This is a genomic window from Mesorhizobium onobrychidis (assembly GCF_024707545.1).
In the GTDB taxonomy this organism is placed as follows: domain Bacteria; phylum Pseudomonadota; class Alphaproteobacteria; order Rhizobiales; family Rhizobiaceae; genus Mesorhizobium; species Mesorhizobium onobrychidis.
Map to the genome: position 1 here is coordinate 5,766,499 of NZ_CP062229.1, position 17,819 is coordinate 5,784,317.

Sequence of the window (17,819 nt, forward strand, 5' to 3'; positions counted from 1 at the left end):
AGCCGCTCGGCGCGTCCTTTCGTCGACAAGTCAGCCGGAGCGACCATGTTCGAACTGCTTGGAATTCCGCCGCAGGTCCTGTTCGGCCAATTGCTGCTCGGGCTGATCAATGGGTCCTTCTATGCGGTTCTGAGCCTCGGGCTGGCGGTCATCTTCGGTCTCTTGAACATCATCAATTTCACGCATGGCGCGCAGTACATGCTGGGCGCCTTCGGCGCATGGATGCTGCTCAACTATCTCGGCGTCGGCTACTGGTGGGCCGTGTTCATCGTGCCGCCGATCGTCGGCGTCACCGGCATCGTGCTCGAGCGCGTGCTGATCCGACGGCTCTATCACCTCGACCATCTCTACGGGCTGCTTCTCACTTTCGGCCTGGCGCTGATCATCGTCGGCTTCTTCCGCCAGTTTTTCGGCGTATCCGGCCTGCCTTACCCGCCGCCGCCGCTTCTGACCGGCGGGCATAATCTCGGTTTCATGTACCTGCCCAATTCGCGCGCCTGGGTGATCGTGGCTTCACTCATCGTGTGCCTCGCGACCTGGTTCATCATCGAAAAGACGCGGCTTGGCGCCTATCTCAGGGCAGCGACCGAGAACCCGACCATGGTCGGCGCGTTCGGCATCAACGTGCCGCTGCTGGTCACGCTCACATATGGTTTCGGCGTCGCACTCGCGGGTTTCGCCGGCGTGCTCGCCGCGCCGATATACGCAGTCAATCCGAACATGGGGGCAGACCTGATCATTGTCGTCTTCGCCGTCGTCGTCATCGGCGGCATGGGCTCGATCCTGGGCTCGATCCTCACCGGCTTCGGGCTTGGGCTGATCGAGGGTCTGACCCGCGTGTTCTATCCGGAAGGCTCGGCCGTGGTGATCTTTGTCATCATGGCGCTCGTGCTACTCGTCAAGCCCGCCGGCCTGTTTGGGCGGAGTGCGTGATGACAACCGACACCAACCCGATCGCTATGGCGGCCATCACGTCGGTTGGCGCCGCGGGCATGCCACGTCATCACTTTGCGATCTTCGCCGCGCTCTTCGTCTTCCTCATCGCCGCGCCATTTCTGCTCTATCCGATCTTTGTCATGAAGGTGCTGTGCTTCGCGCTGTTTGCCTGCGCCTTCAACCTGTTGCTCGGCTATGGCGGACTGCTGTCCTTCGGCCACGCAGCATATTTCGGCATGGCGAGCTACGTCTCGGCCCATGCGGCAAAGGTGTGGGGTTTGACGCCCGAACTCGCCATCATCGCGGGCACGCTGGTGGCTGCCGTGCTCGGTCTCGCGATTGGCTCCCTAGCCATTCGCCGCCACGGCATCTATTTCGCCATGGTGACGCTGGCTTTTGCGCAGATGATCTATTTCTTCTCGCTGCAGGCGGCGTTTACCGGCGGTGAGGACGGCATCCAGGCCGTGCCGCGCGGGCATCTCTTCGGGCTGATCGACCTGCGCTCGAGCGAAGTCCTCTATTTCTTCGTGCTCGCCATCTTCTTCGCCGGCATATTGCTGATCTATCGGATCATCCATTCGCCGTTTGGACAGGTGTTGAAGGCGATCCGCGAGAACGAGCCCCGCGCGATCTCGCTGGGCTATCGGGTCAACCGCTACAAGCTCGCCGTATTCGTGCTGTCGGCCACGCTCGCCGGCGTCGCCGGCGCAACCAAGGCAATCGTGTTCCAATTGGCGTCGCTTACCGACGTCTACTGGACCATGTCCGGCGAGGTCGTGCTGATGACGCTCTTAGGCGGCATGGGCACGGTGTTCGGACCGATCGTCGGCGCGGCAGTCATCGTCACGATGCAGAATTACCTCGCGACATTTGGCGACTGGGTCACGATAGGCCAAGGCATCATCTTCGTTGTCGCGGTGCTGTTGTTCCGGGAGGGCATCATTGGCGTCCTGGCAAAATGGATCCGGAAACCGCTCTGAACAGGTCATGAAACCAGCGACCGGTCGCCGGTTAGGCCATGCAGCCACTCAGTTCTATAGCCAGACGACAATTTTGTACGGAACCATCTCACCAAGACTTCAGGATTAAGAGGCAAAAGGGCCTCTGCCTTGCCGCCAAATCTCGGGCTGGCGGGCTGTTCAGGAGTCCGGTGCGATCAGTTTCAGCAATGGAAAATAGGTGCGGTAGCGGCCGACGTCGCGGGTGAGCAGCGGCAGTCCATTGACGGCGGCATGGGCGCCGATGAAGAAGTCAGGCAGCACACCAGTGCGCGATCCGCCCGATTTGCGATACCGCGTAAAGACCTTTCCGGCGAGGAACAGTGCTGCCCGGGGCATCGGAGCCATTTGGAGACCGGCTTTGTCAAGAAACGCGTCGATATCCTCGATGCGGTCGTAGCGAACGGCAAGTTCGGCATAGACTGCATCGTTGATCAACAACGACCCATTGAGGCTTGCCGTCTCAAGCTGGGCGATCGACCAATCCGCCCAGTTCGCATCGTCCGTGACAAGGTCGAGCAGAACGTTGGTGTCGACCAGCGTCACGCGTCGCCACGCGTCAGTGCCATGATCGCGTCGGTGTCGAGTCCCTTGCCGGCATGGCCGCGCAATTTCGCGAAGCGGCTCGCGGGCTGGTTCTTGTCGCTACGCACGATCAACACATTGCCGTCATCGGTGCGGCGGAAATCAACCTTGCTGCCCGGAACGATTCCGAGCAGGTCGCGGACCGGCTTCGGGATGGTCACCTGTCCTTTGGCTGTGACTGTGCTGGTCATGTCCGCATCCTGGTAATACCAATTTTCTATAAGGTATTACCTTGTGGGCCGAATTTCAACCTTCGCATACGGCTGCCGGAGCCGTCATTTGTGACTTGTCTTCCCCGGCGCGCCTTTTGACGTCGTAATCCGCAGGCAAGCACCCTATCTACGCCGCATGAACGACATCACGACCAGACGCGCGCTTCTGCTCGTCAATCCAAAGGCGCGACGCGGGCAGGAATCTATCGCACCGGTGGTCGAGCGGCTGGAGGCCGGTGGGCTCCGCGTCAGCGTCGAGACGTTCGAGGCGCTGCCCGAGATAGCACGCGATATCGTGCGCCTTCGCCATAGGGCCGACCTTGTGATCGTGTGCGGCGGCGATGGATCGGTGTCCTCGGCGGCGGTCGCGGCCATGGAAAGCGGGCTGCCGATGGGCATCATTCCAATGGGGACGGCGAACGATCTGGCACGAACGCTCGAAATACCGTTGGATCTGCGGAAGGCCGCCGACGTGATCGTACAGGGCGGAAGGCGTCTGATCGATGTCGGAACCGTCAATGGTCACGCTTTCTTCAATGTTGCGAGCATTGGCCTCAGCACCGACCTTGCTCAGGGTCTCGACCCGGCGCTAAAGAAACGTTTCGGCAGGTTTGGCTATGCCTTGGCGGCCATGAAAGTGTTGACCAAGGCCCGCCACTTCGAAGCAAGGATTACCGAAAAGGGCGTAGCGACCGAAGTTGAGACTTACCAGATAGCAGTCGGCAACGGCCGGCACTATGGCGGCGGCAACGTCGTTGAGGAGACGGCGGAGATCGATGACGGCCATCTCGACCTGTACAGCCTGGAAATGACGAACCTCTGGAAGATGGCGCTCTTGCTGCGCTCGTTCCGCTCAGGCACACACGGCGCCTGGAGCGAGGTTCGCACGGCCAGATGCGTCGAGTTCGACATCGAGACGAAAAGGCCGATGCCGGTGAACACCGATGGTGAGATCGTCACCTCGACCCCGGCGCATTTCAAGGTCCACCCGAAGGCGATTTCGGTCTTCGCGCCTGCGGCCGCGCGCATGCAGCCCCGCACAAAGGTGCTTGGTGATACGGTCGGCGCAAACAGCGGGTAGACCGGCGGCCAAGCGAGCGTCGAATAAAATCCAATCACAACTTTGAGCTTTCGCTAATCGTTGTCGCCGCTATGCTACGAGCAACACCGCCGCGATTAGTATTCTTGTGAATATCGTTGATGCCATCAAGGATGAGAAACTATTGGCCTTTCGTTGTCGCGCGAGTGCGCGGATACTGAAGGACCGCCAGAAGCCGTCGGGAAGGTGATGAAAGATCAGGAGTCCGCACCCTCTGGAAGAAGGACGCGGGCTGATTGGACAATCCGATCGCATAGCAATTGTCAGCGAGTATAGGACAGAAGCGCCCCGCCGACGTGATCGGAAAAGCACAAAGGCCTCGCCCTCCGGAACGGCGCGAGCCCGATCGAAGCGTCTGCGCTGAGGATCAATTGGCATCGGATACGTGCTTTGGATGTACAGATCGAATTAAGGCTCACATCTGGAATCGCGGCCTGCAGGCCCCCACCCCGGTAACAACAGGCTGCAAGATGGAACAGTCGCCTGGCCCCTACATAGCCTTCAGACACGTCTTTGATCATTGCTTGATGAACGCGCCCGTGTAGGTCTGGCCGGCAAGCCTAACGGTTCCGGCCAGGGTTCTGTCGGGCCGCATGACAAAACTGACGTCTGCGCCATTCGGTAGGCGCTCAAGCTTCAACGTAGTCCCCACAATTCTTCCAGCGCCGGCGGCCTCTCCCGGATGGTTGTCGCCCAGAGTTCCCCACGCATAGGTAACCGTCACCTTCCCATTGGAAGAAATCGTCTGAACAGCAAGTTTGGCGTCATACATCCCATCCAATCGTCCGGCCCATAGACCCGAAAAAACAGCATACTTTGTCGGAACGGCCTTGTCAGGGGGAGTGACCGCCACGGATTGATCAATAATTGCTGAGCCGGAGGGAACAGCGGCAGGATCCGAGGCAGTTTGGGCAGGAATGGTACCAGGTTCTAACGCAGGTTCGAGGGTGGGTCGCGGCGTTTCACGAGCCGATTGGCACGCAGTTATGGCAAGCGCCGCGAAGCCAAGCATTGCGTTGCACATTCGGCGTGCCATCTTCTGGTGCCCCGGCCATCTTTGAATCTAGCGCAGGCTAACCTTATCGCGCGTTTTCACGACCTCTGTCTACCCAAGGTGTCTCGTACAACAGCGGCTCGTCGAACGACGTGCAGCGGTCGTGAGTGAACGCCTCCATTCGTCGCCCAAGTAGCCGCCAGGGCGATAGCAAATGTTTTTAATTCAAACGTTTACGCCAGAATTTTCGATTTATTTTCTAGGTTTTTGGCTTTCGACCACTGATGCCTTAAGCTGCTATCGACGCGGCCGCTGCCGTTTCGTCCGCGACGCCATCCACCATTACATGACCGATGCCCCGCGAGCAGCGCTCGATCCTCGCCTCGACGCGGTACACATCACGCAAGAGCGCCGGCGTGACGACCTCTTCCGGCGTACCGCAGGCGAACATCCGGCCGTCGGCGAGGACGATGCATTTGTCGGCGAAGCGCAGGGCCTGATTGAGGTCGTGAATTGCGATCAGCACCGCGATCCCGTGCTTGTGCGCGAGCCCGCGCATGAAGCTCAGCACCTCGACCTGCCGGTGCAAGTCAAGCGCTGACGTCGGCTCGTCCATCAGCAGGATTTCAGGTTCGCGGGCGAGGGTCTGGGCGATGCTTACCACCTGCCTTTGCCCCCCGCTCAGTTCGCCGACATTGCGAAAGGCAATATCCGAGATGCTGAGCGCGGCCAGGATGCCGTCTATGAGTGCGAGGTCGCCATCGCCGACCGACCAGGCCGAGCCCTGCTTGCGGGCGAGCAGGATCGATTCATAGACGGTCAGCACCGCGTTGGCTGCCGTATCCTGCGGCATATAGCAGATGCCCTCAGATCCCTTCGCCGCCCCCTCGAGGCAGACACGGCCCGGGCCCTTCAGAAGTCCTGCGATGCGCTTGAACAGCGTCGACTTGCCCGCTGCGTTGGGCCCGATAACGGCGACTACCTCGCCACCCCGAAAAATGGGAGTTGAAACGTCCGAAAGGACGAGCCGCGTCCCGTGGAAGGCTCCGAGACCATCGAGCCTGATCGTTACCATGAGCGCCTCACATTCGAGAGGATCAGCGAGATGAAGAAGGGAATGCCGATGAGCGAGGTGACGATGCCGATCGGGAAGATCGTGCCTGGAATGAGCGACTTGCTGGCAACCGAACTCGCCGAAAGGATGAGTGCCCCCGAAAGCGCCGAGGCGGGCAGGAAGAAGCGTTGATCTTCCCCGATCAGCATGCGGGCGATGTGCGGACCGACCAGCCCGATGAAGCCGATCGTGCCGACGAAGGCGACGGGAATGGCGGCGAGCAGGCTCACCATTATCATGGTTTCGAGCCTCAGGCGCGCGACCTTGACCCCAAAGCTCGCGGCCTTGTCTTCGCCTAGCCGCAGCGCCGTCAGCGCCCAGGCGCGGCGCGCGAATATCGGAAGCGTTGCGAGAAGAATGAGGCTGGTGATGATGAGCTTGGGCCAGGTGGCCTTGGTGAGGCTTCCCATGGTCCAGAACACGACCGCGGCGAGCGCTTGCTCTGAGGAAAGATGCTGGACGAGCGACAGCAGCGCATTGAAGGTGAATACGAGGGCGATGCCGAGAAGCACGATGGTTTCGACCGTCACGCCGCGCTTGAGACTCAGCAGGTGGATGACGAGCGCGGTCAGCATCGCCACCACGAAGGCGTTGAGCGGCACGACATATTCGATTGCCGCGGGGATGAGCGTGACGCCGAAGGCGAGCGCGAGCGCGGCGCCGAAGCTGGCCGCCGCCGAAATGCCGAGCGTGAACGGGCTGGCGAGCGGATTGTTGAGGATAGTCTGCATCTGTGCACCGGCGACCGACAGTGCCGCGCCGACGACCACGGCCATAAGCGCGATGGGAAGCCGAATTTCCCACAGCACGACACGCACCTGAAGCGGGACGCTGCTGGGAGAAACGAGCGCGAGCACAACCTGGTCCAGGCTGTAGCTGGCCGGGCCGAGCGCGAGGTCGATGCAAAGGCTCAGGAGCAGCGCCAGGGCGAGCCCTGCGAGGATGAGTTGCTTGCGCAGGACGAGGGCGCGGTAGAGGCCGCGCCCTTCTTTGGCCGATAGTGCCGCTGGTTCACTGCTCATTGGAGAGCGAGACCCAATGGCCAGGCCTGTAGTCGACCGGCAGGAACTTCTCGTGCAGCTCCTTGAAGGTGGCCTCAGCGTCCAGATCGGCGAACAGGTCGGGGTGCAGCCACTTGGCCATCTGCTGGATGGCGACGAACTGATAAGGGCTGTTGTAGAACTGGTGCCAGATGGCGTGGATCCGCCCGTTCTCCACCGCCTTGATGCCGGTCAGGGCGGGTCGCTCCGTCAGGCCCTTGAGTTTCTTCAGTGCTGCCGCCTCGTCCGCGCCGGGACCGACGCCGACCCATTTGCCACCCGGCACATATGCCTCCCAATTACCGCCCGTAACAATCACCTGGTCGGGATCGCTCGCGATGATCTGTTCGGGATTGAGCGCGCCAAAAGTGCCCGGGATCAGATCCGCCGCGATATTGCGGCCGCCGGCCATCTCGACGAACTTGCCGAAATTGTCATTACCGAAGCTCATGCAGCAATCGTCGGCATAGCCCCCGGCGCGCTCGACGAAGACGGTCGGGCGCTTTGGATCATTCTTTGCGATAACATCGGTGACCCGCGCGATCTGGGCCGCGCGGTAGGCGATGAACTCCTCGGCCCGCTTTTCCTGGCCAAAGAGCTTGCCGATAAGACGCATGCTCGGCTCAGTGTTGGTGAAGGGATGCTCGCGGAAATCGACATAGACCACCGGAATGCCAACGGCGGCGAGCTTTTCGATATATTGCGCGTCCTCGGTCGCCTGCTTGGACTCGATGTTCATGATCATCACGTCCGGCTGAAGCGCGATGGCCTGCTCGATGTCGAAGGTGCCGTCCTTGAAACCGCCGAAGGTCGGGATCGTGGCCATCGAGGGGAATTTTTCCAGATAGACGGCGTAATTGTCGGGATCAGCCTGGGAGAAATCCTCGCGCCAGCCAACGATTCGCTTGAAGGGGTTGTCGGTATCGAGCGCGGCGATCAGGTAGATCTGCCGGCCTTCGCCGAGGATGACGTTCTCGACCGGCGTCTTCACCTCGACCTTGCGGCCGCTAATGTCGGTGACGGTATCGGCGCGCACGCCGTGGGTTAACGGCATGGAGGCCGCGAGGGCGACCGCGGCCGCAAATATCGACTTCAAAATCATTGTGCTCTCGCAATTCAGTTTACCGGCCCGGCTTTAGAAAACATGAATTGTGTAATCAAGAATTATCTTTTAGAGCAATTCCAATGTACCGCTTTTGGGGAGAGCGTTTCGGGCAATGACGGCTCACGCAAACTATTCGCTGCGCGACGAAATTCGGGACTATTGGTCCGAGCGCGCCGAGACGTTCGACCTGCAGGTCGGCCACGAGATTTTTTCCGAGCGCGAGCGCGCTGCCTGGCATGCGCTCATAACCAAGCACCTTGGGCCTGGCGCCGGGCGGGCGTCTCTGGATCTCGCCTGTGGGACAGGCGTTATTTCGCATCTGATGCACGATCTAGGCTTTGTGGTGACAGGCCTCGATTGGTCGGAAGCCATGCTCGCCAAGGCGCGCGCCAAGGCACAAAAACGCGGCGCCGATATCCGCTTCATCGTGAGGGATGCTGAACGGACGCTCGAGGACAAGGCGAGCTACGATGTCATCGTCACCCGTCACCTGGTCTGGACGTTGGTGGATCCGAAGACGGCCTTTGCCGAATGGTTCTCGCTGCTGAAGCCCGGCGGCAAGCTGCTGGTCATCGACGGCGATTTTGTCAGCCGCAACTGGGCGATGAGTTTGCGGGAAGTTTGGGAGAAGCTCACGGCCGGCAAGTCCCGGGTCTTGGACAGTGACGCCTCCATGGCCAGACGCCACCAGAGCATTCTTGCTCGTGTCTATTTCTCGGGCGGCGCACGGGCGGAAGAGATAGCGCGCTTGCTGGCCGAAGCCGGGTTGGAGCAGCCTGTCGTCGACTGGAAACTGGGAGCGATCCATCGCGCTCAGGCTCGACAGATGAGTTGGCCCAAGGCGCTCGAACGCGCCACTCAACATCGCTTCGCGATCTGCGCGACAAAGCCGCAGTAAACTCCTCGGCGCTGCCGGCATCGGTCGCTTCATGGGGCACGCGACGGCACGACAGCGAGTAGCTGCCGGTCTGCGTCAGCTCAGATGCGCCACCGCGGATTATTTCTCCTGGCTGGCGTCCTGCAAGATCATTTCCGATGCCTTCTCCGCGATCATGACCACTGGAGAGTTGGTGTTGCCGGAAACGATCGTCGGCATAATCGAAGCGTCGACGACGCGCAGGCCAGAAATGCCGTGCACCCGCAGCCGGCCGTCGACCACCGCCATCGAGCCTGCGCCCATCTTGCAGGTGCCGACCGGGTGAAAAATCGTAGTGCCGATATCGCCGGCCTTGCGGACGAGATCTTCGTCGCTTTCAAATTGTGCACCGGGCAGTATTTCCTCAGGCGCGAAACGGGCAACGGCGCGTGCCTTCATCAAGCGGCGGACGTGGCGGAGCGATGCTACAGCCACGGTCCTGTCTCCCTCGGTAGACAAATAGTTCGGCCGGATCTTCGGGGCCGTCTGCGGATCGGGCGCCCCTATGTGGACGGTGCCGCGGCTTTCCGGTCTGAGGTTGCAGACCGAAACCGTGACCGCGGGGAAGCGATGCAGCGGCTCGCCCAGCCGGTCAGTGCTCAACGGCTGGACATGGTATTCGAGATCGGGCGTCTCCAGGCGTGGGTCGCTTCTGGCGAAGATACCTAATTGGCTCGGCGCCATCGATAGCGGTCCGCTGCGACGGATGGCGTATTCGACGCCCATGGCCGCGCGGCTGAACAGATTGTGGTAGCGCTGGTTTAGCGTCGAGGCATTGGCGACCTTGAAGACCGTGCGGATTTGCAAATGATCCTGCAGGTTCTCGCCGACGCCTACCAACGCGTGGCGAACCGGGATTCCTGCTGCGCCAAGCACGTCCGGTCGGCCGACGCCGGAAAGCTCGAGCAGCTTCGGCGAATTGATCGCGCCGGCGGCAAGTATCGTCTCGCCCGCCAGCGCACGATGCAACTGGCCGCCCATGCGGAAGACAACGCCGGTGACGCAAGCTCCGTCGAAATTTAGGTTCTCGGTCTCGGCGCCGGTCACGACGCGCAAATTCGGGCGCCGGAGCACGCCCCGTAGGAACGCTTTCGAGGTATTCCAGCGCACGCCCTTCTTCTGGTTGACCTCGAAATAGCCCGACCCCTCGTTGGTCCCGCCGTTGAAATCCTCCGTCCGGGGGATGCCGAGTTCCTCGGCAGCATCGCGGAACGCATCCAGGATCGGCCAGTACAGGCGCTGGCGCTCGACGCGCCATTCGCCACCGGCGCCATGAAGGTCGTTCGCGCCACCAAAATGGTCCTCGGACTTGCGGAAATATGGAAGCACGTCATCCCAGCCCCAACCGAGATTTCCGGCTTGCCGCCAGCCATCATAGTCGGCCGCCTGGCCGCGCATGTAGATCATGCCGTTGATCGATGAGCAGCCGCCCAGAAGCTTGCCGCGCGGATAGTCGAGCGCACGACCGTTCAGCCCGGGCTCCGGCTCGGTCTTCATCAGCCAATCGGTGCGCGGGTTGCCCATGCAGTAGAGATAGCCGATGGGAATGTTGACCCAGTGATAGCGGTCGCTGCCGCCGGCTTCCAGAAGCAGCACGCGCATGGCTGGATTGGCCGACAGTCTGTTGGCCAGCACGCAGCCGGCCGAACCTGCGCCGACGATGATGAAGTCGTATCGTCCAAAATCGGCAGCGGTCTGTGTCAATTGGACGTCCGTTCGCTTGCCATCCTGTCCCATAGCGGACCCATGGCCTGGTTGATCTCGCCATACAGACGATAACGCTGCTCATAGGCCGGTGCGATCTCGCTATTGGGCTGGTAGCAGCGGTCGGGCGCGGTCATCGCGGCCGCGCCTGCAGAGAAGTCGGCGAACAGGCCGACGCCTGTGCCGGCTGCAATTGCAGCTCCCAGCGCCCCCGTCTCGCGGCTGCGCGCCACGGTCACCGGCACGTCCAGCACATCCGCAAATATCTGCGGCCAGATGGCACTGCGCGAGCCGCCGCCCGAAAGAACCGCCTGGCTGACAGTCGCTCCCGCTCGGCGCAGCGTCTCGACATGCCGCCGGTGTTCGAAGACGACGCCCTCGAACAGTGCGCGCAGCATATGCGCCCGCGTATGCCAGCCGGCGATGCCGTAGAAACCTGCACGCGCCTTGCCATTCTGCTGCGAGCCGTAAAGGAAGGGGTGGTAGATCGGCATGTCTCCCAGGGGATCGACGGAAGCAACAAGCTCGCTGCAGATTTCGAATGGCGATGCGCCTGCCGGCGACGCATGCTCGAAGAACTCACGGACGATCCATTCGAGATTTGCGGCCGAAGTGGCGCTCGATTCGATGGCGAGGTAGCGCACCGGATCGAACGTCGACAGCATGAAGATCGACGGATCGCGGATCGGCTCTTCGGTGATGACCTGGTTGATGCTCCAGGTGCCGGCAATGATCGAGGCGGCGCCGGTGCTGGTGACGCCCGAACCGATGGCGCTGGCGACGACGTCGAACAGGCCCGCCACCACAGGCGTGCCCGCCCGAAGGCCGGTGGCAGCGGCGACATCGCGCGCGATACGGCCGGCGATGTCGGAAGCCTCCAGCACGTTCGGCAGCAGTTCCATGCAATCGTCGAGACCATAGGCGGCCAGCAACTCACGCTTGTAGCGTCGGCCGGGCATGTGCAAAAGCCCGCAGCCCGACATATCCGAGGTCTCGGTCGAGCGCGCGCCGGTGAGGCGGTTGACGATAAAATCCTTGCACAGAAAGACGGTGCCAATTCGGGTAAAAAGTGCCGGATCATGGCGCTTGAGCCACGCCAGCAGAGTCGGCGTCTGCGCCGCCCAGGGCCGTTGCAGGCAGTGGATATAGGTCCGGTCGCCAACGCCTGCGGCCGCCCATTCGCTGACGATGCCGATGCCGCGCGTGTCGAGCGACTGGATGCCGAGCAGCGGGTCACCGCCGCGGTCCAGTGCGTAGAGCCCGTTGCCGTGGCCGGCGCAGCCGATCGCCGCGATGTCGCGGGGGTCGATGCCCGACTGGTCGAGGCACTGTCGGATGACCTCGACGGCGTTGCGCCATAATTCGCCGAGGTCCCGCTCGACATGGCCGGGCTTTGGCATGCAGGAGCGGCCGTCCCGGGCGGCGAGCGCGAGTTCGCGACCTGCGGTGTCGAAGATGATGGCCTTGATGACGGTATTGCCCGCATCAAGACCCAGAATGTATTGCTGCATTGAAGCTCCTCCCAAGCTGCAAAGATTATTCTTGTTGGTAGAGCTCCCAGGCCGCCGCGCCGTCCGCATTCTCATGGATGATCGCCATCAATCCTCTCACGACGGCACGAGGGTTGGAATGCTGGTATATGTTGCGGCCATAGACCATGCCTGCCGCGCCTTGTGCCATCAGCGCCGCCGACTTGTCGAAGACTGCGCGCAAATCCTCCCTGCCCCCGCCGCGCACCAGGACAGGACAGCGCGCCGCCGCCACCACCCGGTGGAAGTCGTTCGGATCGGTGGTCGGGTCCGCCTTGATGATGTCGGCGCCCATCTCGCTTGCGAGCCGGGTCAGGGTGACGATCTTTTCGGGGTCGCCGTCGACCATGTAGCCTCCGCGCTCCGAGTTGGGCAGCATCGCCAGCGGCTCGATCATCAGCGGCAGGCCGTATCTTTCGCAGTCGGCGCGAACGCGGGCAATGTTGTGGACGCATTGCCGGAACAGGTCCGGCTCATCGGGCAGCATGAATAGGTTGACGACCACGCAGGCCGCGTCCATTTCCAGCGCGCCGATCAGTGGCTCGGCTTCATTCTGCAGGATGGCCCACATCGAGCGGTGGCGGGTTTTGTTATATGGATTGCCCATGTCTATGCGCATGACCAACGCCGGCTTGTCCTTGCCAGGCAAGGACTGCAGCAGATCGGCCTGGCCATAATTCATCTGAATGGCGTCCGGTCCCGCGGCAACCAGCTGGGCGACGACGCCGGCCATATCCTCGAGCCCTTCCAGAAACGACGGCTCATTGCACACGCCATGGTCGATTGCGACGTCGAGACAGCGCGCCCGACCGAACAACCGGTTCATGCGGACTTTCTTGTTGATGCCCATTCGGCGCTCCTTCCTTCGTCTTTTTGGGATAGCTGGTCGAGATCGACGCCGTGCTGGCGTTGCAACAGGGCGAGGAAATCGGTGCGCTCGAATGCCTTGCGCGCAGCGTCCCAGTTCTTTTCGACAGCGAGAATATCGAGAACCGCATCGAGAAGGCCGGAAGAGAGAGCGCCGGTGATGGCGATTGTCGTGCGGCGAAGCAGCAGGTCCTCCAGCCGTTCGACATATTCATTGGCGATGAGATATTGGATCTCCCGGGCCGAGTAGTCGTTGCCGGGCAAGAGCTCGTCATGTCCCGCTGCCATATGAGCGGCGACGGCATCCGCCGCGGTACCGTAGCGCTCGAGGAGGCTCCGCATGCGGTCAAGCGACAGGCCGTGTGCGGCCGCGCGTTCTGCGCACCATTTTGCCGGGGCAATGGGAAAATGCCGGCCGCCGCCGATCGGCATGTTTTGGGTGCCGACGATGCGCTGTCGGCACAATCGCTCGAGCACGATATTCGCTGCCAGTTCGCCGAACGAGCGGAAGGTTGTCCATTTTCCGCCGATCATGCAGAGCGTCGGCGGCACTATGCCGGCGCCCTCGATGAGCTCGCAGAAATGATCGCGGGGAATGCGCCCGGTAAAACTGTCTTGGCTTATCGGTAGCGGCCTCACCCCGGTGAACTGAAAGACGATGTTGGTATCGGCGATCTCGATCCCGGGAAACACGAAGGACAGGGACTGCCGGATGTATTGCCGCTCGTCATCCATGCAGCGTGCCTGATCGGGATCGTCGACACGGATATCCGTCGAGCCGACCAGCACGTTGCCGAGATAGGGGAACAGGATGCAAATCCGGCCGTCCTCGTTCTCATAGTAGATCATGTGACCGTCGAGCGCTTCATGAAGCTCGCGATTGTCGACGATCAGATGCGAACCTTTGGTGCCGCCCATAAGCTTCGGCGCTACGGCTCCGATCGCCGAATTGGTCAGGTCGATCCAGCCGCCGGTGGCGTTGACCACGAGCCGCGGCTTCACAGCCACGGTTTCGCCAGACAGTCCGTCGTTAAGCACCAGGCTCGCGTCATCGAGCGATACGCGTGCATAGTTGAGCGCCCGAGCGGACGGTTTTTGGTTCATGGTGTCACGCAGCATCTCGGTCCCCAGCCGCTCGGGGTGGCTGACCCAGGCATCATAGTATGTCGCAGAATTGCGAATAGCAGGATTGATTGCAGGCCAGAACTTGAGTGTTTCGGCGCGGCTCCTGAATTTGTGCGTCGGGACGATACGCCGTGCGGCGGTGAATAAGTCATACATCGCCAAGCCGGTCTTGATGACCAATGCGCCGCGCCGACCCGGACGACGGCTTAGCCCAAGGAAGCGGAATGCGCCATTTGCTATGCCTGAGAACAGGTCGAAGATAGGCACCGTGGTTGGCAGTGGCGCAACGTAATGCGGCGCGTTCTTCAACAGCCGATCGCGTTCGAGCAGAGATTCGCGGACCAGCTTGAACTCGCCGTTTTCAAGATAGCGCAAGCCGCCATGTACCATGCGCGAGAGGGCTGCGCTGGCGCCGGAACAATAATCGCCCTTTTCCGCGAGCAGCACATCGACGCCCTGCAAAGCGAGGTCGCGAAACACGCTGATGCCGTTAATGCCGCCGCCTATGACGAGGACGTCAACATCGGGGTTCTCGCGCAAGCCGGCGATCGTCTGGATGCGATTCATCTCAAGATACGCTTTCGATCACGCATCTATCGCTACGAGATGCCCGGCCACCGCCGCATCGACCGCCGTCAGTTCCGCTGCGCTCAGCGAAATCTCCCCTGCCCTGGCGTTGTCGAGCGCCTGCGTTGCGTTTCGCGCTCCACACAACGCGAAGGTGATGCCGGGCTGCGCCAGCGTCCAGGCGATGACGATCTGCGCCATGCTTGCCTGGTGGACCTCTGCGACCGGGGCCAGGGCATGCTTCAGAGCGGCTACCTTGCGCCGGTTGGCCTGAGAGAAGCGCGGGTTGTCTTTGCGCTGGTCGTCACCGCTGAACTCACGCGCCGGATCGATCGCGCCCGAAAGCAGGCCGAGTGCAAGCGACGAGTAACTGAGCGTAGCGACCTGATGCCGGCGCGCGATCGGCAGCAATGTCTGCTCAATCTCGCGATCCAGCATCGAATATCTTTCCTGGATCGCGTCGAGCTGGCCAGCGGTCACGTAGTGCTGCAGCTCGGCGGCGTTAAGATTGCTTGCGCCGATGGCGCGGATCTTGCCAGCCGACTTGAGGCGTTCGAGCGCTTGCATTGTTTCGGCAATGGGGGTCGTCGGGTCCTGCCAATGGGTGATGTAGAGATCGATATAATCGGTGCCGAGCCGCCGCAGGCTCTGTTCCACTTCATAAGCAATGCCGTCGGCGCCGAGATATCGGTTCACCGGCGTTCCATCCTGATCGAAGAAGTGATTGCCCTTTTTCGAATGCCAGTTCAGGCCACATTTGGTGGCGATGACCGCGCGGTCGCGCCGGCCCTTGAGGGCCTTGCCGACGATCTCCTCGCTGCGGCCGAGACCGTAAGCCGGCGCGGTGTCGATCAGCGAGACGCCGGCATCGATGGACGCCTGGATCGCAGCGATCGATTCTGCTTCATCCGTGCCACCCCACATCCAGCCGCCGATGGCCCAGGTGCCGAGTCCCACCGCCGAAGCGACAACGCCGGACTTGCCGATTGAGCGGGTGATTTGTCGAGAATTCATGCTGCATTTCCTTCGGCGAGCTCGAGGATCTTCAGGCCGGTGGTTTCGTCGGTGACGAGAGTGTCGAGGTGAGAGCCGCGCATGGCACTGAGGATCGGGACCACCTTGCTTGCGCCGCTGGCGACCCCTATCGACTGCGGAATGGTCGCGAATTCCTCGAGCGTCAGCGAAACCAGTGAGTGGTTGAGGCGGTAGTCGGCGAGCTTGCCGTTGCTGTCTATGAGATGCGCGAGCAGCTCGCCCGCCGCGCCCGAGCGTTCGATGGCCAGCCGGTCGGCGCTCGAGGACGGATGCAGATCGTAGTAGCTCGAATCGTCGGTCAGGATGGAGCCGATGCCGACGACCGCAAGCGTTGCTTCCCGCGCCTTGCTGAAGACATCCGAAACCGCCCGCACGCCCATCAGCATGTCGCGTTGGGCCGGGCTGTCGGCAAACAGCGGCGCGTGAACCTGATAGGCGCGCCCGCCGAGTTTGTCGGCCATCAGAGACGCGACATGATTGACGTCGGTGTAATGCTTGCCCTGGACAAGGCCGGTCGCGGGAACGACCTCGACGTCGTAGCTGCGGCTCGGCTTGAGGCCGGCGACGACGGCACTCACCCCCTTGCCCCCGGTGATGGAAATCGTGTCGCCGTCCTTGATCGTCTCGAGCACCAGCCTGGCTGCGGCCTCACCGACGCGCTGAAGCGCAGTCTGCGGATTGTCCGAAACGGAAGGGACGACGACGGCCCTTTGGAGTCCACCTATCGCGACAAGTCGCGCCTCGATGTCGACCAGTTGCTCGACCGGCGACTTGATCTTGATCTCGACAAGCCCGAGTTGATGACCGCGTTTGATCAGCCGGTTGACGGTCGCATGCGAGATGCCGAGCTCTTTGGCGATTTCCGCTTGCGTCTTGGCTTCCATGTAATGAAGCACAAGCGCCTGATACATCTGGCGGACGATCGTGACGTCGTCCCGCGAATTGGTTGGTGACATGATGGATGCTCAACTCTCGGCGCTGCTGCTCAGGATTTCCTGCGGTGAAGGAAATGGTCGATCGATACCGCCGCGAGCAGGATGCATCCCTTGATCATGTCCTGCCAATAGACGGAAACGTCGAGCAGGATCAGCGAACTTGTGACGACCGAGAGCAGCGCCATGCCCAGTATGGCGCCGAAGATGGTGCCCGAGCCGCCATTGAGCGATGCCCCACCGATCACCGCCGCGGCGATGATGTTGAGCTCCATGCCAGCGCCGAAGGTCGGGGTCGCAGCGCCAAAGCGTGACATGTAGATGACGCCGGCAAAGCCCGCCAGGGTGGAGCAGAGGACCGTGACCCAGAATTTGACCTGCTTGGTCTTGATGCCCGAAAATTGGGCCGCCTTCTCGTTGCTGCCGGTATAGAAGACCTTCCGGAAAGCCGTGGCACGCCGAAGCAGAAAATCGAAGATGGCCACGACCACGACAAAGATGACGATGACGTAAGGCACATTGCCGAAGCTGCCCTGGCCGATCGCCTTGAACCCGGGCGGCAGGGTGAACAGCGACAGCGGGGTTCCCTTGGTGATGACAAGGCAAAGACCGCGCACAATCACCATCGCCGCCAGCGATGTGATGAAGTGATTGAGCCCGATAACGGTCACGAAGAAGCCCATGACCGCGCCGATCAGCGCGCTGGCGCCTATGCCGATGAGGCTCGCGGTCCACGGGTCCAGACCCATCAGGAAGAGAGCGCCTGACACGACCATGGAGAAGCAGACCACCGACCCGACGGAAAGGTCGATGCCGCCGACAATGAGGAGTATCGTCATGCCGACCACGACGATGCCTTCAATGGAGAAGCTCATCAGCATCGCGCGGAAATTCCCCCAAGTCAGGAAATGCGGCGAGGCGAATGTCATGGCGAGGCACAGCGCCAGCATGATTGCGATCAGCCCCGCCTCGCGCATTGACCCCAGACGCAGCCAGTTGCGCCCGCCAAGCCCGGGGGCGCTCGCCTTGATTTCGGCGTCCATGAGGGTTCCTCCGGTCTG

The 17,819-nt window shown here is 61.7% G+C and carries 17 protein-coding genes; 4 read left to right on the forward strand and 13 right to left on the reverse strand.

Translation table 11 applies throughout. The annotated features are described in order from the left end of the window. Nucleotides 1-45 precede the first annotated feature (45 nt). The gene (locus IHQ72_RS28565) at nucleotides 46-933 is read left to right on the forward strand and encodes a branched-chain amino acid ABC transporter permease (protein ID WP_258118787.1); all 888 of its coding nucleotides are present in this window, start codon (nucleotides 46-48) and stop codon (nucleotides 931-933) included. Continuing rightward, complete coding sequence (locus IHQ72_RS28570) at nucleotides 933-1,916, forward strand: branched-chain amino acid ABC transporter permease (RefSeq protein ID WP_095490981.1); 984 nt, start codon at nucleotides 933-935, stop codon at nucleotides 1,914-1,916. The genes IHQ72_RS28565 and IHQ72_RS28570 overlap by 1 nt, the downstream gene beginning before the upstream one ends. A 159-nt stretch (nucleotides 1,917-2,075) precedes the next feature. Here the strand turns inward: IHQ72_RS28570 and IHQ72_RS28575 are convergent, their stop codons facing one another. Next, nucleotides 2,076-2,480, reverse strand: coding sequence for a type II toxin-antitoxin system VapC family toxin (locus IHQ72_RS28575; RefSeq protein WP_258118788.1), 405 nt, complete (start codon nucleotides 2,478-2,480; stop codon nucleotides 2,076-2,078). Then, the gene (locus IHQ72_RS28580; RefSeq protein WP_258118790.1) at nucleotides 2,477-2,710 is read right to left on the reverse strand and encodes an AbrB/MazE/SpoVT family DNA-binding domain-containing protein; all 234 of its coding nucleotides are present in this window, start codon (nucleotides 2,708-2,710) and stop codon (nucleotides 2,477-2,479) included. The genes IHQ72_RS28575 and IHQ72_RS28580 overlap by 4 nt, the downstream gene beginning before the upstream one ends. A gap of 157 nt (nucleotides 2,711-2,867) precedes the next feature. Between IHQ72_RS28580 and IHQ72_RS28585 the strand changes: the two genes are divergently transcribed. Continuing rightward, nucleotides 2,868-3,812, forward strand: a complete 945-nt coding sequence (locus IHQ72_RS28585; RefSeq protein ID WP_258118792.1) for a lipid kinase — start codon at nucleotides 2,868-2,870, stop codon at nucleotides 3,810-3,812. Between the two features lie 535 nt (nucleotides 3,813-4,347). Here IHQ72_RS28585 and IHQ72_RS28590 read toward each other — a convergent pair. The 4 genes from IHQ72_RS28590 to IHQ72_RS28605 all read right to left on the reverse strand — a co-directional run bounded on the left by IHQ72_RS28590 (nucleotide 4,348) and on the right by IHQ72_RS28605 (nucleotide 8,032). Then, a complete protein-coding gene (locus IHQ72_RS28590) occupies nucleotides 4,348-4,842 on the reverse strand; it encodes a hypothetical protein (RefSeq protein ID WP_258118793.1) in 495 nt (164 codons plus the stop codon). Nucleotides 4,843-5,113: 271 nt separating this feature from the next. After that, nucleotides 5,114-5,899, reverse strand: coding sequence for an ABC transporter ATP-binding protein (locus IHQ72_RS28595; RefSeq protein WP_258118795.1), 786 nt, complete (start codon nucleotides 5,897-5,899; stop codon nucleotides 5,114-5,116). Then, a complete protein-coding gene (locus IHQ72_RS28600; protein ID WP_258118796.1) occupies nucleotides 5,893-6,960 on the reverse strand; it encodes a FecCD family ABC transporter permease in 1,068 nt (355 codons plus the stop codon). Before IHQ72_RS28600 ends, IHQ72_RS28595 begins: the two co-directional genes overlap by 7 nt. Then, on the reverse strand, nucleotides 6,950-8,032 hold the full coding sequence (locus tag IHQ72_RS28605) for an ABC transporter substrate-binding protein (RefSeq protein ID WP_258123961.1): 1,083 nt from the start codon (nucleotides 8,030-8,032) through the stop codon (nucleotides 6,950-6,952). The genes IHQ72_RS28600 and IHQ72_RS28605 overlap by 11 nt, the downstream gene beginning before the upstream one ends. 163 nt (nucleotides 8,033-8,195) lie before the next feature. On the opposite strand from IHQ72_RS28605, the gene IHQ72_RS28610 reads away from it, so the two are divergent. Next, nucleotides 8,196-8,981 (forward strand): class I SAM-dependent methyltransferase, encoded by a 786-nt coding sequence (locus tag IHQ72_RS28610; RefSeq protein ID WP_258118797.1) that lies wholly within the window; start codon nucleotides 8,196-8,198, stop codon nucleotides 8,979-8,981. 99 nt (nucleotides 8,982-9,080) lie between these two features. Here IHQ72_RS28610 and IHQ72_RS28615 read toward each other — a convergent pair whose 3' ends face one another. From IHQ72_RS28615 to IHQ72_RS28645, 7 genes are read right to left on the reverse strand one after another with little or no spacing between them, the layout of a single operon-like run. Beyond that, the gene (locus tag IHQ72_RS28615; protein ID WP_258118798.1) at nucleotides 9,081-10,703 is read right to left on the reverse strand and encodes a GMC family oxidoreductase; all 1,623 of its coding nucleotides are present in this window, start codon (nucleotides 10,701-10,703) and stop codon (nucleotides 9,081-9,083) included. After that, nucleotides 10,700-12,214 carry an FGGY-family carbohydrate kinase gene (locus IHQ72_RS28620; protein WP_258118799.1) on the reverse strand — a complete coding sequence of 505 codons (1,515 nt, stop codon included), beginning with the start codon at nucleotides 12,212-12,214 and terminating at the stop codon, nucleotides 10,700-10,702. The genes IHQ72_RS28615 and IHQ72_RS28620 overlap by 4 nt, the downstream gene beginning before the upstream one ends. A gap of 25 nt (nucleotides 12,215-12,239) precedes the next feature. Continuing rightward, nucleotides 12,240-13,082: a class I fructose-bisphosphate aldolase gene (locus IHQ72_RS28625; RefSeq protein ID WP_258118801.1), complete on the reverse strand. Its 843-nt coding sequence runs from the start codon at nucleotides 13,080-13,082 to the stop codon at nucleotides 12,240-12,242. Next, on the reverse strand, nucleotides 13,055-14,791 hold the full coding sequence (locus IHQ72_RS28630) for a glycerol-3-phosphate dehydrogenase/oxidase (protein WP_258118802.1): 1,737 nt from the start codon (nucleotides 14,789-14,791) through the stop codon (nucleotides 13,055-13,057). Before IHQ72_RS28630 ends, IHQ72_RS28625 begins: the two co-directional genes overlap by 28 nt. Before the next feature lie 18 nt (nucleotides 14,792-14,809). Next, nucleotides 14,810-15,805: an aldo/keto reductase gene (locus IHQ72_RS28635; protein ID WP_258118804.1), complete on the reverse strand. Its 996-nt coding sequence runs from the start codon at nucleotides 15,803-15,805 to the stop codon at nucleotides 14,810-14,812. After that, entirely contained in the window at nucleotides 15,802-16,782 is a 981-nt protein-coding gene (locus IHQ72_RS28640; RefSeq protein ID WP_258118806.1) for a sugar-binding transcriptional regulator, read from the reverse strand. Before IHQ72_RS28640 ends, IHQ72_RS28635 begins: the two co-directional genes overlap by 4 nt. Nucleotides 16,783-16,811: 29 nt before the next feature. Next, nucleotides 16,812-17,801 carry an ABC transporter permease gene (locus IHQ72_RS28645; protein WP_123147198.1) on the reverse strand — a complete coding sequence of 330 codons (990 nt, stop codon included), beginning with the start codon at nucleotides 17,799-17,801 and terminating at the stop codon, nucleotides 16,812-16,814. Nucleotides 17,802-17,819 lie beyond the last annotated feature (18 nt).